This window comes from Rhodovulum viride, assembly GCF_003265965.1.
GTDB classification, from domain to species: Bacteria; Pseudomonadota; Alphaproteobacteria; order Rhodobacterales; family Rhodobacteraceae; genus Rhodovulum; species Rhodovulum kholense.
The window spans coordinates 73,514-91,496 of the sequence record NZ_MUAV01000012.1 but is presented as its reverse complement, the minus strand read 5'-3'; the positions used below and the strand labels follow the sequence as shown (position 1 = coordinate 91,496).

The window sequence follows — 17,983 nt, the reverse complement described above, 5'->3', positions numbered from 1 at the left end:
CGTAAATGGGCGACATCAACGAAAGAGCGTTGAATACGCCGTCGAAAACCAGAGGCACCACGCCCGGAGCAGTCGGACCCCCCGTCGAAGAACCGGGGGCGAACAGGTAAGGCCATGCAGAGTGTCAAGCCCGTCGGAGTGCAGGCCGCATCGCGGAAATACGATCTGTTGTCGGCGCTGGCCGCCCATGGCCTGGCGGGCGACAGGGCCACGCAGACCCGCACGCTGCGCCTCATGGCCCTGATCACCACGCGCTACAACTGGCAGCGCGACGAGCTGTGCGTCGGCCAGCGCGAGATCGCGCGGCTCTGGTCCTGCGACGAACGCACCGTCAAACGCGAGATGGCCCGCCTGCGCGCCGCAGGCTGGCTGGTGCAGAAGACCCGCGGCAGCCGGGGCCGGATCAGCACCTACCGGCTCGACACGCTGCAGATCGCCGAGGACACCCGGCCGTGCTGGCCGCTGATCGGCGAGGATTTCGTTGCCCGTCTGGGCGCCCGTCCGCCCGAACCGGACCCCGCCGGCAAGGTCGTGCGGCTGCGGCCCGCGGTCAGTCTTCCCGAAGAGGCAGAGGGGGTCTGGGGCCGCGCCCGGGCGATCCTGTCCGAGGAACAGCCCGCGATCTTCCGGGCCTGGCTCGCGCGGCTGACCGAGGTCGAAAGAGGGCAGGGGACCCTGGTGCTGTCGGCGCCCTCGGCCTTCTGCCAGAGCTATATCGCGACCCATCTGATCCAGGCGCTGACCGCCGCTGTGCGCCGGGCCGACCCGAGTATCGCCCGGGTCGAGGTCATCCACTGACCGGCCGGACCTTCCCCGCGGGGAAGGTCGGGGCAGAAAGCCGGGCAGAAACCGCGGGAATCGCGCTATCCTGCCCCCGGGAAACAGGGAGGGACAGGATGGAGAGGGAACCGCCCGCCCCGGAAGCGGGGCGTCGCATGACCCGGCGGCTGGTGCTGGGGGCCGGTGCAGGCCTGATCGCGGCCCGCGCCGCACCGGTCTTCGGGCAGGGGGCCGACGACTATCGCGCCCTGGCGCTGGCCATCGAAGAGGCGCGCAGGGTCCGGGATTTCGCGGTCGGGATCGCGCTTGAGGAAATCGACTTCGCCCTCATCGACTTCCTGAAGACCGATTTCGACGCGCGACGGCAGACATTGGCTCTGGCCCGCGAGACCGGCCGGTTCGCCACCGCCGACACGGCCACGGCCTATCTGGCGGGCCTTCCCGAAGCCTTGCCCGACCTCGTTCCGCTTGGCTTCGACCAAGGCGGGCTGGCCGCGCAGCGGACCGTGGTCGCGATGCTGGCCGCCGAGGGCGTGCCGCTGGCGCCGTCGCCCGATCTCGTGACCCCGGCAAGCATTCCCGCCATCCCGGCCTATGCCGGGCCCGTGGCCGGACGGCCCGATACCGATCTGATCGTCGCGGCCGATATCCTTCTGGAAACCATGGGCATTTCCATCGGCGATGCCAGCCTGATCGTGGCGCTGATCGACAGCGACCCGGGGTTGCGCACGGCGCTGGAAGACCTGGTCGCGCGTATTTCCAGCAAGGACTGGCAGGAGGTCGTCGAACTGGGCGAGGGGGTCTTCAAGCTGTTCGTCGCCAGCGCGGCCTGGGCCGAGATCAAGCGCCGGGCGATCCGGAAACTTTCGTGGCGGCTGGCGCTGAAGGCCGTTCCGGTGGTCGGATGGCTCTATTGCGGGGCGGCCTTCATCGTGTCGGTGAAGAAGAACTATCACCGCTTCTCCTTCGCCTGAGCGCCGGAGGACCCCGGGATGACAGCGAGATGAAAACCGGCCGGGCATCGACCGTCAGGGCGGTCTTCCTGTCCGCCGCCGTCGTCGCGGCGGGGCATGCCCTTCTGTCCGGGGGCGCGGACCCGGCCGCCTCGGTGAGCTTCGGACTCGCGGGCGGCTTTGGCGCGCTGGTGCTTGATATCTGCCGCACGCTGGCCGCAGGCCGGTGCGGCCGCCGGAACGGCCCCTAGCCCGGCCCCGCCGGGGCAGGCGAGGGGAGGGGGGCCACAGGGACCCGCCCCCCGGGGCCGATCAGAAGGCGTAATGCTTTTCCAGATCGTCGAAGAAGTCCTTCCGGACCACGCGCTGGCGTTCGAGGAAGCCCGCCAGCGGGCCCGATTCGTCCATCCGCCCCTGTTCGCGCAGCTGACCCAGCGCCTTTTGCATGCCGTAGACCGCCGATTGCAGCGCCACATTGGCGTACAGCACCAGCTTGAAGCCCATCCCGTCCAGCTCGGCCAGATCGAGGATCGGGGTCTTGCCGCCGACCACCAGATTGACGATCTGCGGCGTGCCGGGCAGGGCCTTGGGGATACCGGCCAGTTCCTCGACGCTTTGGGGGGCCTCGACGAAGGTGATGTCGGCGCCGTCCTCGACGAAGGCCGCGGCGCGGTCCAGCGCCTCGGTATAGCCGTCGGTGGCACGGGCATCGGTGCGGGCGACGATCAGCGTGTTCGCATCCTGCCGGGCATCGACCGCGGCCTTGATCCGCGAGCGGGCCTCGGCCAGCGGCACGACCTCCTTGCCCGAGAAATGGCCGCAGCGCTTGGGCGTCTTCTGGTCCTCGAGCTGGATCGCGCTGGCGCCCGCGCGTTCGAGGGTGCGGATCGTGTGGCGCACGTTCAGCGCGTTGCCGAAGCCGTTATCGGCATCGACGACGATCGGCAGGTCGGTCGCATCGCGGATGGTGGCGGTATGCTGGGCGATCTCGGGCAGGCTGACGAAGGCGAGATCGGGCATGCCCAGATAGGTATTGGTCAGGCCCGCGCCGGACAGATAGACCGCCTCGAAGCCGAGATCCTCGATGATCCGCGCGGCCAGCGCATTGGCCGCGCCCGGCAGGAGCAGGGCGCCGCCCTGTGCGATCCGGTTCCGGAAGCCGCGGTTGACGTCGTGATTGAGCATGGTGCCTCGTCTTTCTGTGGTCTCTGTGCCTGGGAGCGGTGGGTCTTGGGGGGTGTCAGGTCCTGGCGGCGGGGCAGGGGGCGTAGACCCTGCCATCCATCAACCGCCGCTGGGTGCGCAGGATGCGCGCGGCAAGGATCTGGCCGCTGGCGGGGTCGCGGGTCGCGCCGACGGTGACGATGCCGCTGGGGGTGCCGATCCGCAGCTTCTCGGGGTCGGCCCCGGGGCCGCATTGCCCGGCCACCACCGACCCCGGCAGCACCGCCGCCGAGGCCAGCGCCAGCGCGCCGGTGACCGGCACCGCGCGATGCGCCTGTCCGGCCGAAATCATCCGGATCTGGAGGTCATGGCCCTCGGCGGGATGGATTTGCCCCGACAGGTCGCGATAGGCGGCCGGGGGTCCCACCATCGCGACCTTGGGCGTCGCGATGCGCGCCGCGGCGGCCGCCATGTCGGGGGCAAGCCGCATCGCGACCGAGGCGCGCTGGCGGATCTCTTCCAGCCGGTCCATCAGCGCGGTATCGGCATCGATGGCCTCGGGATGGGCGCAGGTGTCGCCGCCCGGATCGGCGGCGGCCACGAAGACCGAGGGCACGGCGGCGTCGATCATCGTCACCGTCACCGCGCGCCCGTCCGACAGGACCATCCGGTCGCAGATGCGTCCGGTCGGCAGGGCGCCATGGCCGCACGTGTTCGCGGGGTCGAGGAAATCGAGCGCGACCGGGGCGCCGGTGCCGGTGACGCCGGGGATTTCCAGATCGCCCGAGACCGTCGCGCGGCCGCCCGCCACGGCGAACCGGGCGCGGATGATCTTGCCGGAATTGGTGTTGTGGATGCGCACCACGGCCTCGCCGTCGCGGGGACCCGCGACCAGCCCCTCGTCATAGGCGAAGGGGCCCATGGCGGAACTCATGTTGCCGCAATTGCCCGAGAAATCGACGGCGTCGGTGGTCACGCCGATCTGGGCGAAGGTATAGTCGATATCGGCATCCTCGCGGGTCGGCGGGCCGATCACGCAGACCTTGCTGAGCGACGAGATCCCGCCGCCCATGCCGTCCAGTTGCCGCTTGTTCGGATCGGGCGAGCCCATGATCGCGGCGAAAAGCGCGGGCCAGGCGGCTTCGTCGGCGGGCAGGTCGGCGCGTTTCAGCACCACGGCTTTCGAGGTGCCGCCGCGGAGGAAGGCGGCGGGAATGGCGGTCTGGGTCAACGATCTTCCTCCTCGGGGCCGGACAGTTGCGCCTCGAGCGCGGCCCAGCTGTTCTGGATATGGCGGTGCATCAGGATGCCCGCGACCTCGGCATCGCCCGCGGCGATGGCCTCCGAGATGCGTTCGTGTTCGCGCAGCGCGGTGGCGCCGCGGCCGGTCACGTTGCGATGCTTGAGCCGCAGCAGCAGAAGCTGCGGATAGAGCTCGCGGGTCAGGTAGCGCAGGATGATCGGGTTGCCGGCGACGCGGGCGATGACGATGTGAAAGTCCCGGTCGCCGCTGCCCTGCAGATAGGCGCCCTCGGGATGGGCGGCCACGTCGCGGGCGTGCTGGTCGAGCAGGGCGCGGAACGATCCGGCGCTGACCGCATCGGCGCGGGCGGCGGCCAGCCGGGCGGCCTCGGCCTCGAGGGCGGCGCGCACCTGATAAAGCGCGCGGGCATCCTCGCGCCCGACCTCGCGCACCCGCGCGCCGCTGTTCGGCACGATGGCGACGAGCCCGCTTTCGCTGAGGTCCTGCAAGGCGGCACGCACCGGGCCGCGGCTGACCTGAAACCGGCCCGCAAGCGCCACCTCGCCCAGACGGGCGCCCGGTTGCAGCGTGCCGGACAGGATCTCGGCCCGCAGGGAGGCCGCCACGCGCTCTGTCGCCATGACCTTGCTTTCCGCCGTCTGCATGGGGGTCTGCATGAGGGTTTGCCGTCCTTGTCCTGGGTGGGCTCTTGCATGGGGCCGCGCTGCATGCGCGCAAAAATTGTACTACAAACTTGTCCATTGCAAGGCGCATGTCAACATGAACGGGTTGCTTGACAAGCGGATTGTAATACGCTCGAGTGACGAAATCGGCTTATAGTCAGAAAATTGTGCTACAAAATCTGGCGCAATCGGAGGAGGATCATCCATGAACATGAAACGCCGGCAGTTTGCCGCCGCGGCGCTCGGGCTGTCGCTGGCCACCGCCCTTGCCCCGCTGGGCGCGAGCGCGGACACCGCCTGGCCGCCCCGCAAGATCACCTTTGTCGTGGCGCTTGGCCCCGGCGGGTCGGCGGACCGGACGGCCCGGGCGCTGGCGCAGCGGATGCAGCAGGAACTGGGGGTGCCGATCTCGGTCGTGAACCAGGAAGGCGGCGGCGGCCATGTCGGGCATACCTATTTCATGAACATGCCCGATGACGGCAGCTATTTCCTGGCCTCGTCGATCCATCCCTATATCTCGAACGCGATCCTGCGCTTCGATGCGGATTATTCGCTGAAGGATTTCGCCTTCATCAACGCCCAGTGGAACGATTACGACCTGTTCGCGGTCAACGCCAAGACGCCCTACGAGAGCCTCGGGGCGTTCATGCAGGCGGCGAAGGACAATCCGGGCACGCTGAAAGCCTCGGTGGTGCCGAACTCGACCGGCGCGATCAACCTGGCGCTGGCGATGGAGGCCTTCGGCCTGTCCGAGGGCGATATCAACGTCGTGACCTACCAGTCGGGCGGGTCGGCGCGCACCGCGGTCGCGGGCGGGCAGGTCGACCTGACGGTGCTGGCCGCGGACGGGACGCTGTCGATCGCGGAATATGTGCGCCCGCTGGCGGTGGCGGCCGATGCGCCGCTGAAGGACTGGGACGCGCCCACGCTGAACGCGGTGCTGACCGAAAACGGGCTCGACAAGGCGCCGGTGCTGGCCGGGTCGATGCGCGGCCTCGCAGCCCATGCGAGCTTCCGCGACAAGAACCCCGAGGCCTTCGAGAAGATGGTCGAGGCCTATCACACCGTGCTGCAGGACCCGGACTTCGTCGCGAGCCTCGAGGCCCAGGACATCGGGACGGAGTGGCTTGGCCCCGAGCGGACCACCGAGATCATCGAGTCGAACTTCGAGATCCTCAAGCGGTTCCAGCCGACCGAGTGATCCGGCCCGCCTGACCCGCTTGTCCGACCCGGACAGCCGCGGGGGCCCTGCGCCCTCGCGGCGTTACCGCCCCGAATTCGGAGACCGTCCATGATCCGGCGCTTCGCCCCGACCCATGCCATCACGCTTGGCCTCGTGCTTTGCGTCACGGGCTATATCACCTGGAGCGCGGTCTCGGCCTCCAGCACGCTGAACAACCTTGTCGTCGTGGCGCCGGTCGCGGTGCTGCTGGTGGTGCTGTGCCTGATCATCGTGGCGACCGCGCTGCTGAGGCCCGAGCCCGACCCGCAGGAGGCGCATTATTCGGCCTGGGGCGATCTGGCCTTGCTGGCGGGGTTCGCGGTGTTCTGCTTCGGGCTGACGACGGTCGGTTTCGATGTCGCGACCTTCCTGTTCGTCTGGGCGGGCGTGGTGGTGTCGGGCGGGCAGGGCAAGTGGCAGCCGCCGCTTTACGCCGCCCTCTTCACGGTGCTGATGGTCGAGGGCTTCGGCGCGCTCTTTCCCTATCCGATGACGACGCTGGTGCTGTGACATGATCGACCATTTCGCGCTGTCCCAGGCTTTCGATCTGCTGTTTTCCAGCTTCTCGCCCTGGCTCTGGGTGATCCCGGGCCTGCTGATCGGGCTGATCTTCGGGTCGATCCCGGGGCTTCAGATCTCGATGGCGATGGCGATCTTCCTGCCGGTGACCTTCGGCATGGATTTCCTGCAGGCGATGCTGTTCCTGACCTCGATCTTCACCGGCGGCGCCTATGGCGGAGGGGTGACGGCGATCCTGATGAACATTCCCGGGTCGTCCTCGTCCATCGCCACCGCCTTCGACGGCTATCCGATGGCGCGGCAGGGCAAGCATAACGAGGCGCTGGGGCTGGGGCTTGCGGCCTCGGTCGTGGGCGCCTTCGTGGGCTATATCCTGCTTCTGTTCCTGATCGACCCGCTGGCCGCCTTCGTGCTGAAGATCGGCCCGATGGAAATGGTCGTCGTCGTGCTTTGGGGGCTGACCCTGATCGCGACGCTGAACACCACCAGCATGCCCAAGGGGCTGCTGGCGGGGATGTTCGGGCTGATGCTGAGCCAGATCGGCATGTCGACGACCGGCGTCATGCGCACGACCATCGGCAATCCCTATCTGATCGACGGCATTCCGGTCGTGCCCGCGATGATCGGGATCTTCGCGGCCTCGGAACTGTTGCGCCTGCGCGGCAGCAATTTCCTGGTCGAGGACAAGGCCCAGCGGGACATCTCGATGCGCCGGATCCTGCTGGGCGGCGCGCAGATCTTCCGCCATCCCGGCGTGCTGATCCGGGGCAGCCTGATCGGCGCGCTGATCGGGGCGATCCCGGGCGTCGGGTCCTCGGTCGCGAACCTCGTGTCCTATGGCGAGGCGCGGCGCAGTTCGCGCCATCCCGAGCAGTTCGGCAAGGGCGCGCCCGAGGGCGTGATCGCGGCCGAGTCGGCCAATTCCAGTTCCGAGGGCGGGTCGATGACCGCGCTGCTGGCGCTGGGGATCCCCGGCGGGGCGGCGACCGCCGTGCTGCTGGCGGCCTTCTCGTTTCACAACATCGTGGGCGGGCCGTCCTTCATCCGCAACCAGACAGACGTGGTCTATTCGATCATCATCGGCAATCTGGGGCAGGTGGTGTTGCTGGCCATTGTCGGGCTGCTGATGCTGCGGGTGCTGGGGCTCGTCGTGCGGGTGCCGCTGCCCTATCTGGTGCCCTCGGTGCTGGCGCTCTGCGCCTGGGGCGGCTACGGTATCACCGGCACGATCGCCGGGCCGCTGACCGTCGCGGTCTTTGCCGGGATCGGCTGGCTGATGCGGCGGAACGGCTATCCGGTGGCGGCCACGGTGATCGGGCTGCTGCTGGGGCGGATGATGGAGGGCGAGGTGGTGCGCACGTTGCAGATCTCGGGCCGTCATCCGATGGCCTACCTGCTGGAGCGCCCGATCGCGCTGGTGCTGTTCGTGATCATGGTGCTGGTGCTGGTGGGCGTGCCGGTGCTGAAAGCCTGGCGCAGGCGCCGCGCGGCCGCCGCATGAGCCTCGCGGGTCTGTCCGCGCCCGCGCGCGGGGCCGTCACGCTGGGCATCGGGGCGCTTGGCGGGGGGCTGTTCTTCGCGCTCGACCTGCCGCTCCCCTGGGTGCTGGGCAGTCTCGCGGCGACGGCGCTGGCCGCGCAGGCGACCCGGTTCCAGCCGGTCCTGCCCCGGCCCTGGCGCGGCTATGCCATGGTCGGCATCGGCACCATGCTGGGCACCGGTTTCACTCCCGAGGTGGTCGCGCGCGCCGGAACCTGGTGGTCGAGCCTGCTGGTCATGTCGGCGCTGTCTTTGGCCGTCTGCCTGGTCGCCTTCGGCGTGTTCCTGCGCTGGGGCCGGATGGACCGGACCACCGCGCTGTTCGCCTCGATGCCCGGGGGGCTGTCGGTGGTGTCGATCCTGGTCGAGGACTATCCGGCCGAGATCAACCGCGTGGCGCTGTGCCATACCGCCCGGCTGCTGGTGCTGCTGGTGCTGACGCCCGTGATCATCCAGCTTCTGTCCGGCACCGATCTTGCCGATGCGAACCGCGCGGCCTTCGCCCATGCCGAGGCGCTGGACCCGCTGCGCCATGGCGCGCTGGCGCTGGCGGCGCTGGCAAGCTGGGCGGTGGCGCGGCGGATCAACTTTCCCTCGGCGCTGCTGCTGATCCCGCTGTTCGCCTCGGCGGCGTTGCATGCGACCGGGCTGCTCGACGTGCATGTGCCCGCGGTGCTGTCCTGCGCCGCCCAGATCGTGATCGGGGCGGGCGTCGGCGGCCGCTTCGCCGCCTATACGATGCGCGAGATCGCCCGCGACGGCTGGCTGGCGGCGCTGGTGGGGGGCTTCATGGCGCTGGGGGCTCTGGTCGCAGCGGTCGCCTTCGCCCCGGTGGCCGGAGCGGACGTGTCGGCGTTGTTTCTGGCCTATCTGCCGGGCGGGGCGCCCGAGCTGGGCGTGGTGGCGCTGGCGCTGATGATCGACCCGGCGATGGTCATCGCGCATCATGTGCTGCGGGTCTTCCTGATCGTCGCGCTGTTGCCTGCCGCCGCGAACCTGACCCGACGGGGGCGCGGAGGTCCCGGACGATAGCCGCGGGGCAGGGGGCGCGGGTCTTGCCGCCAAGCGCAGGTGCCGGTGACGCGGCAATGGCGCCGCCGGACCTCGCGCTCGGGCAATCCGGGTTGGGAAGAAGAGGCGGGCCAAGCCCATGAAAGACGGCCGGATCGTCCCGCTGGCGCGGGACCGCCGCGTGCCGCGGACGACCGGTGGCGCGGGTGATCCGTGAGCTGCGCCGCGCAGTCCAGAGTGTGGCCGGGGACTGCAGGCAGCGTCCCGATGTCCGGAAGCCCGTCGCCTCGATGTGCGCAAAGGAAAATTGTCCGGGCAATGCGCCATGTCGAGCGTCCTCGGCTCGCCCGGGACCGCGCTGGTTCCCCCTGCCGGGGTCGGATCGCGCCACGAGGCGAAGGCCGCGCCGTTCGAAGACGTAGCCATCTCCGGCATTGGCTTTCGGCCTGGAGAGCCGCGTGGCATCGGCAATCTCCGTCCGGCTCGAAGGGGGACGGATCCGGCGCCGTGCCGAAGCGTCGCGGCCGCAGGGAAGGTCATCGACATCTTCCGCCCCGGTCGCCCCCGCGCAGGGTTGGCGCCGCGCGGGGCCGGGATGGCCCAAACCGGCGGACGGTCCCTTGACAGATCGCGTTCGTCTAGCCATCTGTCTAGCCAGATGATGCGGAGGTCCGTCCCATGTGGACATTGCAGGATGCCAAGAACCGGTTCAGCGCGGTCGTCGAGGCGGCTCTGGCCGGGGTGCCCCAGGAAGTCACCCGCCGCGGCAAGCCCGCGGTTGTGGTGCTGTCGGCCGATGACTACCGGCGCCTGCTGAAAGGCGCCGCCGCCGCCCGCGAGAGCTTTGCCGAACACCTGCTGGCCTTCCCCGCCCCGGAGAGCGAGGCCACCGGGATCGGGCGCGCCGAGGCCCGCCCGCGCGATGTCCGCTTCTGATGTATCTGATCGACACCAATGTCATTTCCGCGGTGCGCCGTCCCGACCGCGCGCCGCAGGTTCGCGCCTGGCTGGCCGCACGGCCCGAGCCCGAGCTGTTTCTCAGCGTCATCACCCTGGGCGAGATCGAGCGCGGCATCCGCCAGCAGGAGGTGCGCGACCCCGGTTTCGCCCGCGACCTGCGGGTCTGGCTCGACCGGACGATGCTGGTCTTCGCCGACCGCCTGCTGCCCTTCGGCGCCGCCGAGGCGCGGATCTGGGGCCGGCTTTCGGCCGAGATCGGCCATCCGGGGGCCGACCTGATGATCGCGGCGACCGCGCTTCAGCACGGCGCGACCGTGGTCACCGGCAATGTCGCGGATTTCGAACCGACCGGGGTGCGGATCGAGAACCCGTTCTGAGCCCCGGCACAAGTCGGGCCCGTCACAGAGGCCCGGGTGCGGCGCTTTCCGGAAGGCGGCGTGACATGGCCGGACGCCGCACGCAGCAAGCGCCGCCGGCCCGGGAGCTGAACCGGATCGAGGAGGCGTGTCGCCGACAAACCGGGGCAGGGGCGGTGGCCCGGTCTGCGCGATCCCGCCCATTGCGGCGGCATCCGGCGGCAAACCCTTGCACCCGGGCGTTGCGGCGATAGCTTGCGTATCGCGGACTGGGACGAGACGAGTGGGGACGGTCATGGCAGCATTTTTCGATCAGAAGGCGCGGATGGGGCGGCTCGAGACCGCCCTTGGCGAGAACGAGCTGGTGCTTCAGCGCGTCGAGGGCAGCGAGCGGGTCAACGGGCTGTTCGATTTCGAAGTGGGGTGCCTTGGCGCCCGCGCCGATCTGGATTTCGACGCCTTGCTGGGCACCCATGCCACGGTGACGCTGGTCGCGCATGACGGGGCCGAGCGCGATTTCGACGGCATCGTCACCGAGGCGCGCTGGCTCGGGGCGGGCGAGAACGGGCATCGCTACCGGCTGCGGCTGCGCCCCTGGCTGTGGCTGGCCGGGCTCAGGCGCAACCAGCGGATCTTTCACAACCGGACCGTCGTCGAGATCCTCGAGGAGCTGTTCGGGTCCTATGCCTCGGCGGGCCGGTTGTCGGTCGAGCTGTCGGGCGAGTATCCCGAGCTGGAATATACCGTGCAATATGGCGAAACCGATCTGGCCTTCGCCTGCCGGATGATGGAGCGGCACGGGATTTCCTATCATTTCCGCCATGCGCGCGGCAGCCACGAGATGGTTCTGACCGACATGGCCGAGGCCCATGGCTCGATCGGCGCGCGGCCGTTCCGGCCGGTCGACGGGCATCATCAGGAGGATGTCGAGCATTTCTGGGAGTGGCGCCCGGCGCGGCGGATCACGACCGGCGCGATCCGGCTGACCGATTACAACTTCAAGACCCCGGTCGCGGCGATGGAAACCGACCGCACGGGCGATGCGGGTTTCGAGCATGGCCAGATCGAAAGCTTCGACTGGCCGGGCGATTATCTCGATCAGGGCCGCGGCCAGCAGGTGGCCGAGCTGCGGCTGGGGGCCGAACGCGGCCAGGACCGCCGCTTCGAGGCGGTGGGTGACATTCCGGCGCTGGCGGCGGGGATGCGGGTCACGCTGGAGGGCGATGACGTGCCCGGCACCGGCGAGGACTATCTCTGTCTCGTGGCGACCCACAGCTACACCTCGGACAATTACGGCTCGGGCGGCGAGGGCAGCGACGGCTATGCCTATACCGGGCGGTATGTGCTGATGCCCGCCGACGCGCCGCTTCTGCCCGAACTGAAGACCCCGCGCGCCGATGTGCGCGGCCCCCAGACCGCGACGGTGGCGGGCGAGGGCGAGGTCGATTGCGACGAATACGGACGGATCCTGGTGCGGTTCCACTGGGATCTCGACGAGGATCTGTCGATGCGTTGCCGGGTCAGCCAGAGCTGGGCCGGGCCGGGCTGGGGCGGCATGGTGATCCCGCGCGTGGGCATGGAGGTGGTGGTCGAGTTCCTCGATGGCGATCCGGACAAGCCTCTGGTCACGGGCTGCGTCTATAACGGCCGCAACGCCCCGCCCGCCGCGCTGCCCGAACACAAGTCGCGGTCGGTCTTCAAGACCAAGAGCCATGAGGGAGAGGGCTTCAACGAGCTGACCTTCGAGGATCAGGCGGGCGAAGAGTTCATCTACATGCATGCGCAGAAGAATCTGGACGTGCATGTCGAGAATTCGGCGCAGCGGCGGGTCGAGTTCGACGATACCGTCTCGGTCGGCAACGATTCGATGCTGGCGGTCGCGGCAAACCGGACCGAGACCGTCGAGGGCCGGATGGATGTCACCGTGACCGGCGCGGTCAGCGAGAAGACCGAGGCCGGGCGCGGCATGGATGTGGCGGCCGATCTGGCGGTCCGGGCCGGGGGCGATCTGACGCTGAAGGCGGGCGGCGAGATCGTGATCGACGCGGCCAAGATCACGCTGGTCGCGGGCGGCGCGGCGCTGACGCTGGAAGGCGGCGCGGTCAATGCGGTGCCGGTCCTGAATGTGGGCTCGGCCTCGCCCGGGGCGGCGGCGGTTCCGGCGATCCCCGAGGTCTTGAAGGCGGCGGCGGGCGAGGGCACCCCCTTCGTCAGCCATTGTCCGCTGGCGGATGCATGAGAAGGATCAGGCGATGAAACCTGTGGCGCGGCTGGGCGATCTGCATGTCTGCCCCAAGCATGGCAAGGGCGAGATCGTGACCGCCTCGGGCAAGACCTTCTGCGACGGTCGCCCGGTGGCGCTGGTCGGCGACAAGATCAGCTGCGGCGCGGTCATCGTCGACGGTTCGGATGTGGCGTTCTGCGACGGGCGTCCGGTGGCGCGGATCGGGTCGCGCACCGATCATGGCGGCCAGATCACCACCGGGTCCGAGCTGAAGACCTGCTGACGGGCCGGGCGCGGGGGCAGGGCTGCGCGCAGGACGCTCTGGAACGAGCGGCGGGGCCGGGTTATCTGGAGATCCGATGATGTTGATCTTGCGGATAGAGAATGCCGAGCGGCTGGCCGATGGCAGCCCGACCTGGATCGGGCTGGACGGGCGCGATCTGTGCGTCGGACGGCGGCGCGGCATGGACTGGGTGCTGCCCGATCCGGCGCGGCATGTCTCGGGTCATCATTTCGACCTGAAATTCAGCGAGGGGCGCTATTGGCTGGTCGATCTGTCGACCAACGGCACCTTTCTCGACGGGCATCCCCACCGGCTGCAGGGGCCGCATCCGCTGGTGCCGGGCGACCGGTTCCGGGTCGGCCCCTATGTGATCGCGGTGGCGGAGGGGGCCGAGGGCCCGGCGACCGGCGCGGGGGGCGGTGGCGCCCTGCCGGCCGAGGACGACCCCTGGGATTTCGGCGCGCTGGCCGCCGCCCCGGTCGCGTCTCCGGTGCCGGGGCCCGCGCGTGCCCCGTTCGGGCCGGTGGCCGGGCGCGATGACGGTCTGCACGGCTTCGTGCCGCTGGCGCCTGCCGCTCCTGCGGTGCCGGGTCCGTTCGCGCCCGCCGGGACTGGCGCAGGCGCAGGCGCCGGGGCTGGGGCTGGTGGGCACGCACCCCGGCGCCCGCCCTCGGGCACCCCGCCGGTCGCGCCCGAGCCGCAGCCCTTCCACCCGCCGGGCCGCGATCCGGCCGCCGCCGCGTCGCCGTCTTCGTCTGCGGCGGGTTCCGGGCGGGACGAGGCCTTCCTGCGGGCGTTCTGCGAGGGGGCGGGGCTTGACCCGGATCTGGCGCAGGGCGCGGATGCCGAGGCGCTGGCGCGCGATCTGGGCCGGGTCGCGCGGGTCGCGACCGGGGGCGTGATGCGGATGCTGCGCGACCGCGCCAGCGTCAAGCAGTTCACCCGGTCGGGCGAACGCACCATGCGCAGCGCCAGCGGCAACAATCCGATGAAGTTCCTGCCCGATACCGACGCGGCGCTGGAGGTGCTGTTTCTGGTCCCGCGCGACGGCTTTCTGGCCGGGCCCGAAGGATTCGAGACCGCTCTGGCGGATCTCGCCCGCCATCAGCAGGGCATTTTCGCGGCGATTCAGCCGGCGCTGGCCGCGGTTCTGGAGGGTCTGGCGCCCGAGGCGGTCGAAGCCGGGACGACCGGCGGAAATCTGCTGGCCGGCTCGCGCAAGGCGCGAGCCTGGGACAGCTATGTCGCGCGGTGGGATGCCCTTGCCGGGAAAGGCGAAAATGGCATGCTCGACGCCTTCCTCGATGCCTTTGCCGAAGCCTATGCCCGGGCGCAGGGGGCAATGCCGGATTAGCGTAGGTTGATCTGGCGCAAGCTCGCCTACATATCTGTGCTGACGGTCTTGCAAATGGATTTGGGTCGCAAAGTGCGGTCGACGGAAATTTTAAGAGGTGCCTCATGGGTCTTGATTCCCTCGCGGAACCGATGGTCGACGACGGCCCCTGCGGGCCCGATCTCAACGCGCGGATGGATCCGGATTTCGACGCCTATTATTTCGCGGCGCTCGGCCGTCTTCCCGATGCCTATGCCCGTCCGGGGGTGACCCGGCCCGATGGCTCGGTCTCGCCCGACAGGGTCTTCGATCCCGGCACGCTGGATCTGGCCGCGGAGCTGCGCCAGATCGATGCGCTGCTCGGGCGCAGCCGCGATCTGCGGCTGTTGGCGCTGCGGGTGCAATGGCTGGCGCTGGCGGGGCGGGTTCCCGACGTGGCCGAGACGCTCGAGACGGTGGCGTTGCTGCTGGAACGCTATCCGCGCGAGGTGCATCCCGGGGCCGAGGGCGATCCGGCCGAACGGCGCGAGGCGCTGGCCGAGCTGGCCGCTCCGGCGACGGTGATCCAGCCGCTGATCTGGGCCGGGCTGGCCGGAAGCGCCGAGGTGACGCTGCGCAAGCTGCGCGTGGCGGCCGGGCAGGCGACGCCGCTGCAGGGCGAAAGCGGGCTGTCGACCGAGTCGCTGACCGCGGTGCTGGCCGATCCGGGCAATGGCGCGCGGCTGACGCGGACGCTGGCCGCGCTCGACCGGGCGATGGAGGCGGTGACGCGGATCGTTGCCGCCTGCGCGGCCGATCCCGAGGCGCCCTTCACCCCGCATCTGGACCCGCTGACGGGCGTTCTGGCCGAGATGCGGGGGGCGATCGTCGCGGTCCGCCCCGATCTGGCCGCCCCGGTGCCGATCCCCGAGACCGCCGCGCCCGAGCCGGTGCCGCACAGCGCCCCGGTGCAGGTGCCGCCGCGTGATCGCGCGCTTCCGGCCGGGGCGCCCGAGGTGCGCGACCAGGACCATGCGAGGCGGCTGCTGGAGGCTTGCGAGGCCTATTACCGCCGCGCCGAGCCGTCCTCGCCCGCGCTTTTGCTGGTGACGCAGGCGCGGCTGCTGATCGGGCGGCCGCTGATCGAGGCGCTGGAGGTGCTGATGCCCGGCCGCGCGGCCGAGGCGCAGATCGGCTTCGGCCCCGAGACCGGCTTCGTGCTGGACAGCGCGCGGCTGCGCAGCCTGACCGAGGAGGCCGGACCCGCCGACCCGGCCCCGGCGCGGGCCGAATCCACCCTGCGCCCGCCGCCGCCGGCCATCGACAGCGCCGAACAGGCCGCGGGAACGATGCGCGCGGTCGAGGATCATTTCCGCCGCACCGAACGTTCAAGCCCGGTCCCGATGCTGCTGGAGCGGGCGCAAGCCTATCTAGGTAAGGATTTCCCGTCCATCCTGCGGGAATTGCTGCCATCGGCGGAGGGAGGACGTTAAGGTATGTTGAAATGGTCGAAGTTCCGCCGATCTTCTGACGCAGTGCATCTCTGCGTTGACAATTTCGATCAGGAACGGTTCCAAGCAACTGGCGGCGCGTTCCGGTGGAATGACGACAAGAGACTGATAAAGGAAGGAAAATAATGTCATCGAACTCCGGTTCCGGTTTCATCAAGCGCAATCGTCCGCCGCGGGTCCAGATCCAGTATCAGGACCCCTACGATAGCGAGAAGATGGTCGAGCTGCCCTTTGTCATGGGGGTGATGTCGGACCTGTCTGGCAACAATCCGGGGGTCGAGAAACCGGCGGTCGAGGATCGCAGCTTTACCGATGTGACCAAGGACACGCTGGACGATTACATGGCCTCGGTCGCGCCGGGCGTCACCTTCACCGTCGAGAACCGGCTGCAGCCGGGGTCGGGCGAGAAGCTGGCGGTGAACCTCCAGTTCGAGAAGATGGAGGATCTGGAACCGGCCGCGGTGGCCCGTCAGGTGCCCGCGCTGCGCCAGCTTCTGGAAGCGCGCGAACAGCTTGCCAACCTGCAGCGCTACATGGGCACCAAGCCCCGCGCCCAGGAACATATCAAACGTCTGCTGGCCGATCCCGAACTGATGGCGGCGCTGGCGGACCGGGCGGCGCGCGACGACGCGTCGTCGGAAGACACGTGAGCTTCCGGGGGGAATGGGGTAAATGACTCAGAACGCAGAACGGCAGGCGGGTGCGGCCGAAGGCGTGCTCGACGAGCTTTCGGAATTCCAGGACATCCTGAAGCAGACCATCAAGCCGCGCAGCGACATTGCCGCGCGCGAGGTCGACAATGCGGTGACGGCGCTGGCGCGCGAGGCGCTGGGGTCGAGCGAGCTGATCGCCGAGGACGTGATCGACACGCTGGACGCGATGATCGCGCGGCTCGACGAGAAGCTGAGCGATCAGGTCAACGAGATCCTGCATGCGGGCGAGTTCCAGCAGATCGAGGCCTCGTGGCGCGGGCTGGCCTACACGCTGAACAATGCCGAGACCGATGCCTCGCTGCGGGTCAAGGTGCTGAACATCTCGAAACCCGAGCTGCAGGCGATGATGCGGCGCTATCCCGGCGCCAAATGGGACAAGTCGCCCCTGCACACGATGATCTACGAGCAGAACCTGGGCACGCTGGGCGGCAAGCCGTTCGGCGCGCTGGTGGGCGATTACTATTTCGACCATTCCTCGCCCGACGTGAACCTGCTGCAATCGGTGGCCAAGATCGCCGAGGCGTCGCTGGCGCCCTTCATCTCGGGCGCGGCGCCCGATCTGCTGGGGCTGGACAGCTGGAACGAGATCTCGGTGCCCCCGGATCTGTCCGAGATCTTCGAGACGCCGGAATACGCACAGTGGAACAGCCTGCGCGACAGCGAGAATTCGCGCTTCGTGGCGCTGGTCGCGCCGCGCGTGCTGGCGCGCGAGCCCTACGGGCCGAATTCCAACTCGGTGGTCGAGGAGTTCAACTTCGTCGAGGAAACCGACGGCCATGACGGCAAGCGGTACGCCTGGATGAACGCGGCCCATGCGATGGCGGCGAACATCAACCGGGCGTTCAAGGAATATGGCTGGACGGTGCGGATCCGGGGCGTGACCTCGGGCGGCGAGGTGGCGAACCTGCCGACCCATCTGTTCGATACCGGCGACGGCGCCAAGGACATGAAATGCCCGACTGAGGTGTCGATCACCGACCGGCGCGAGGGCGAACTGTCCAAGGCCGGGCTGATCGGGCTGATCCACCGCCAGCATACCGACAAGGCCGCATTCATTGGCGCCCAGTCCCTTTACCGTCCAAAGAAATATGTCGATGACCGGGCGACCGCCTCGGACAACATGTCCTCGCGGATCCCCTATATTTTCGCAGTGTCGCGCTTTGCCCATTACCTGAAGGTCATGGTGCGCGACAAGATCGGCCAGAGCCCCGACCGGCTGCAGCTTGAAAAGGACCTGCAAGCCTGGATCAACAAATATGTCTCGGGCAATCCCGAGAGCGCCAGCGAGATGGAGAAGGCTCGCAAACCGCTGGCGGGGGCCAAGGTCGAAGTGATCGAGGATGAACTGAACCCCGGATATTACCAGGGCAAGTTCTATCTCAGGCCGCATTTCCAGCTGGAAGGCATGGATATCGGCATGAGCCTCGTGTCGAGGCTGCCAGTCGGCAAATAACCGGCCGGCAAATAAAAGGCCTCGACCCCGACCGCCATCCCTGAACGCGCAATTAGA

18 protein-coding genes are annotated in these 17,983 nt (G+C 69.0%); 15 read left to right on the top strand and 3 right to left on the bottom strand.

Annotated elements, in window-relative coordinates:
- The first annotated feature begins 114 nt into the window (after positions 1-114).
- From BYZ73_RS11845 to BYZ73_RS11835, 3 genes are all read left to right on the top strand, one after another.
- On the top strand, positions 115-798 hold the full coding sequence (locus tag BYZ73_RS11845; RefSeq protein WP_112316108.1) for a hypothetical protein: 684 nt from the start codon (positions 115-117) through the stop codon (positions 796-798).
- 137 nt (positions 799-935) lie between these two features.
- Positions 936-1,754 (top strand): hypothetical protein, encoded by an 819-nt coding sequence (locus BYZ73_RS11840; protein ID WP_112316107.1) that lies wholly within the window; start codon positions 936-938, stop codon positions 1,752-1,754.
- 29 nt (positions 1,755-1,783) lie between these two features.
- The gene (locus BYZ73_RS11835) at positions 1,784-1,984 is read left to right on the top strand and encodes a hypothetical protein (RefSeq protein WP_112316106.1); all 201 of its coding nucleotides are present in this window, start codon (positions 1,784-1,786) and stop codon (positions 1,982-1,984) included.
- A gap of 61 nt (positions 1,985-2,045) precedes the next feature.
- Here BYZ73_RS11835 and BYZ73_RS11830 read toward each other — a convergent pair whose 3' ends face one another.
- The 3 genes from BYZ73_RS11830 to BYZ73_RS11820 are packed head-to-tail and all read right to left on the bottom strand — an operon-like array spanning position 2,046 to position 4,817.
- Positions 2,046-2,918, bottom strand: coding sequence for an isocitrate lyase/PEP mutase family protein (locus BYZ73_RS11830; protein WP_108027891.1), 873 nt, complete (start codon positions 2,916-2,918; stop codon positions 2,046-2,048).
- Between the two features lie 55 nt (positions 2,919-2,973).
- The gene (locus tag BYZ73_RS11825) at positions 2,974-4,128 is read right to left on the bottom strand and encodes a 2-methylaconitate cis-trans isomerase PrpF family protein (protein ID WP_112316105.1); all 1,155 of its coding nucleotides are present in this window, start codon (positions 4,126-4,128) and stop codon (positions 2,974-2,976) included.
- On the bottom strand, positions 4,125-4,817 hold the full coding sequence (locus tag BYZ73_RS11820; RefSeq protein ID WP_112316104.1) for a GntR family transcriptional regulator: 693 nt from the start codon (positions 4,815-4,817) through the stop codon (positions 4,125-4,127). Before BYZ73_RS11820 ends, BYZ73_RS11825 begins: the two co-directional genes overlap by 4 nt.
- A 211-nt stretch (positions 4,818-5,028) precedes the next feature.
- On the opposite strand from BYZ73_RS11820, the gene BYZ73_RS11815 reads away from it, so the two are divergent.
- From BYZ73_RS11815 to tssC, 12 genes are all read left to right on the top strand, one after another.
- Positions 5,029-6,024, top strand: coding sequence for a tripartite tricarboxylate transporter substrate binding protein (locus tag BYZ73_RS11815; protein ID WP_108027888.1), 996 nt, complete (start codon positions 5,029-5,031; stop codon positions 6,022-6,024).
- Positions 6,025-6,114: 90 nt separating this feature from the next.
- Complete coding sequence (locus BYZ73_RS11810) at positions 6,115-6,555, top strand: tripartite tricarboxylate transporter TctB family protein (RefSeq protein WP_075787741.1); 441 nt, start codon at positions 6,115-6,117, stop codon at positions 6,553-6,555.
- 1 nt (position 6,556) lies between these two features.
- The gene (locus tag BYZ73_RS11805) at positions 6,557-8,065 is read left to right on the top strand and encodes a tripartite tricarboxylate transporter permease (RefSeq protein WP_108027887.1); all 1,509 of its coding nucleotides are present in this window, start codon (positions 6,557-6,559) and stop codon (positions 8,063-8,065) included.
- Entirely contained in the window at positions 8,062-9,135 is a 1,074-nt protein-coding gene (locus BYZ73_RS11800) for an AbrB family transcriptional regulator (protein WP_108027886.1), read from the top strand. Before BYZ73_RS11805 ends, BYZ73_RS11800 begins: the two co-directional genes overlap by 4 nt.
- Positions 9,136-9,792: 657 nt before the next feature.
- Positions 9,793-10,050, top strand: a complete 258-nt coding sequence (locus BYZ73_RS11795) for a type II toxin-antitoxin system Phd/YefM family antitoxin (RefSeq protein ID WP_112316103.1) — start codon at positions 9,793-9,795, stop codon at positions 10,048-10,050.
- Entirely contained in the window at positions 10,050-10,451 is a 402-nt protein-coding gene (locus tag BYZ73_RS11790) for a type II toxin-antitoxin system VapC family toxin (protein WP_112316102.1), read from the top strand. Before BYZ73_RS11795 ends, BYZ73_RS11790 begins: the two co-directional genes overlap by 1 nt.
- Before the next feature lie 274 nt (positions 10,452-10,725).
- Complete coding sequence (locus tag BYZ73_RS11785) at positions 10,726-12,669, top strand: type VI secretion system Vgr family protein (RefSeq protein ID WP_112316101.1); 1,944 nt, start codon at positions 10,726-10,728, stop codon at positions 12,667-12,669.
- A gap of 13 nt (positions 12,670-12,682) precedes the next feature.
- The gene (locus BYZ73_RS11780) at positions 12,683-12,937 is read left to right on the top strand and encodes a PAAR domain-containing protein (protein WP_108027882.1); all 255 of its coding nucleotides are present in this window, start codon (positions 12,683-12,685) and stop codon (positions 12,935-12,937) included.
- Between the two features lie 76 nt (positions 12,938-13,013).
- Positions 13,014-14,291 carry a type VI secretion system-associated FHA domain protein TagH gene (gene tagH, locus BYZ73_RS11775; protein WP_112316100.1) on the top strand — a complete coding sequence of 426 codons (1,278 nt, stop codon included), beginning with the start codon at positions 13,014-13,016 and terminating at the stop codon, positions 14,289-14,291.
- Between the two features lie 104 nt (positions 14,292-14,395).
- Complete coding sequence (locus BYZ73_RS11770; RefSeq protein WP_112316099.1) at positions 14,396-15,742, top strand: type VI secretion system protein TssA; 1,347 nt, start codon at positions 14,396-14,398, stop codon at positions 15,740-15,742.
- Positions 15,743-15,885: 143 nt separating this feature from the next.
- Complete coding sequence (tssB, locus tag BYZ73_RS11765; RefSeq protein WP_108027879.1) at positions 15,886-16,410, top strand: type VI secretion system contractile sheath small subunit; 525 nt, start codon at positions 15,886-15,888, stop codon at positions 16,408-16,410.
- A 22-nt stretch (positions 16,411-16,432) separates the two neighbouring features.
- Positions 16,433-17,926: a type VI secretion system contractile sheath large subunit gene (tssC, locus tag BYZ73_RS11760; RefSeq protein ID WP_112316098.1), complete on the top strand. Its 1,494-nt coding sequence runs from the start codon at positions 16,433-16,435 to the stop codon at positions 17,924-17,926.
- The last annotated feature ends 57 nt before the right edge of the window (positions 17,927-17,983 follow it).

Coding starts and splice junctions, on each gene's coding strand:
- tagH (WP_112316100.1), top strand. CDS start 13,014: ATGATGTTGATCTTGCGGATAGAGAATGCCGAGCGGCTGGCCGATGGC.
- BYZ73_RS11820 (WP_112316104.1), bottom strand. CDS start 4,817: ATGCAGACCCCCATGCAGACGGCGGAAAGCAAGGTCATGGCGACAGAG.
- BYZ73_RS11780 (WP_108027882.1), top strand. CDS start 12,683: ATGAAACCTGTGGCGCGGCTGGGCGATCTGCATGTCTGCCCCAAGCAT.
- BYZ73_RS11830 (WP_108027891.1), bottom strand. CDS start 2,918: ATGCTCAATCACGACGTCAACCGCGGCTTCCGGAACCGGATCGCACAG.
- BYZ73_RS11815 (WP_108027888.1), top strand. CDS start 5,029: ATGAACATGAAACGCCGGCAGTTTGCCGCCGCGGCGCTCGGGCTGTCG.
- BYZ73_RS11795 (WP_112316103.1), top strand. CDS start 9,793: ATGTGGACATTGCAGGATGCCAAGAACCGGTTCAGCGCGGTCGTCGAG.
- BYZ73_RS11785 (WP_112316101.1), top strand. CDS start 10,726: ATGGCAGCATTTTTCGATCAGAAGGCGCGGATGGGGCGGCTCGAGACC.
- tssC (WP_112316098.1), top strand. CDS start 16,433: ATGACTCAGAACGCAGAACGGCAGGCGGGTGCGGCCGAAGGCGTGCTC.
- BYZ73_RS11845 (WP_112316108.1), top strand. CDS start 115: ATGCAGAGTGTCAAGCCCGTCGGAGTGCAGGCCGCATCGCGGAAATAC.
- BYZ73_RS11835 (WP_112316106.1), top strand. CDS start 1,784: ATGAAAACCGGCCGGGCATCGACCGTCAGGGCGGTCTTCCTGTCCGCC.
- BYZ73_RS11840 (WP_112316107.1), top strand. CDS start 936: ATGACCCGGCGGCTGGTGCTGGGGGCCGGTGCAGGCCTGATCGCGGCC.
- BYZ73_RS11810 (WP_075787741.1), top strand. CDS start 6,115: ATGATCCGGCGCTTCGCCCCGACCCATGCCATCACGCTTGGCCTCGTG.
- BYZ73_RS11790 (WP_112316102.1), top strand. CDS start 10,050: ATGTATCTGATCGACACCAATGTCATTTCCGCGGTGCGCCGTCCCGAC.
- BYZ73_RS11800 (WP_108027886.1), top strand. CDS start 8,062: ATGAGCCTCGCGGGTCTGTCCGCGCCCGCGCGCGGGGCCGTCACGCTG.
- tssB (WP_108027879.1), top strand. CDS start 15,886: ATGTCATCGAACTCCGGTTCCGGTTTCATCAAGCGCAATCGTCCGCCG.
- BYZ73_RS11805 (WP_108027887.1), top strand. CDS start 6,557: ATGATCGACCATTTCGCGCTGTCCCAGGCTTTCGATCTGCTGTTTTCC.
- BYZ73_RS11770 (WP_112316099.1), top strand. CDS start 14,396: ATGGGTCTTGATTCCCTCGCGGAACCGATGGTCGACGACGGCCCCTGC.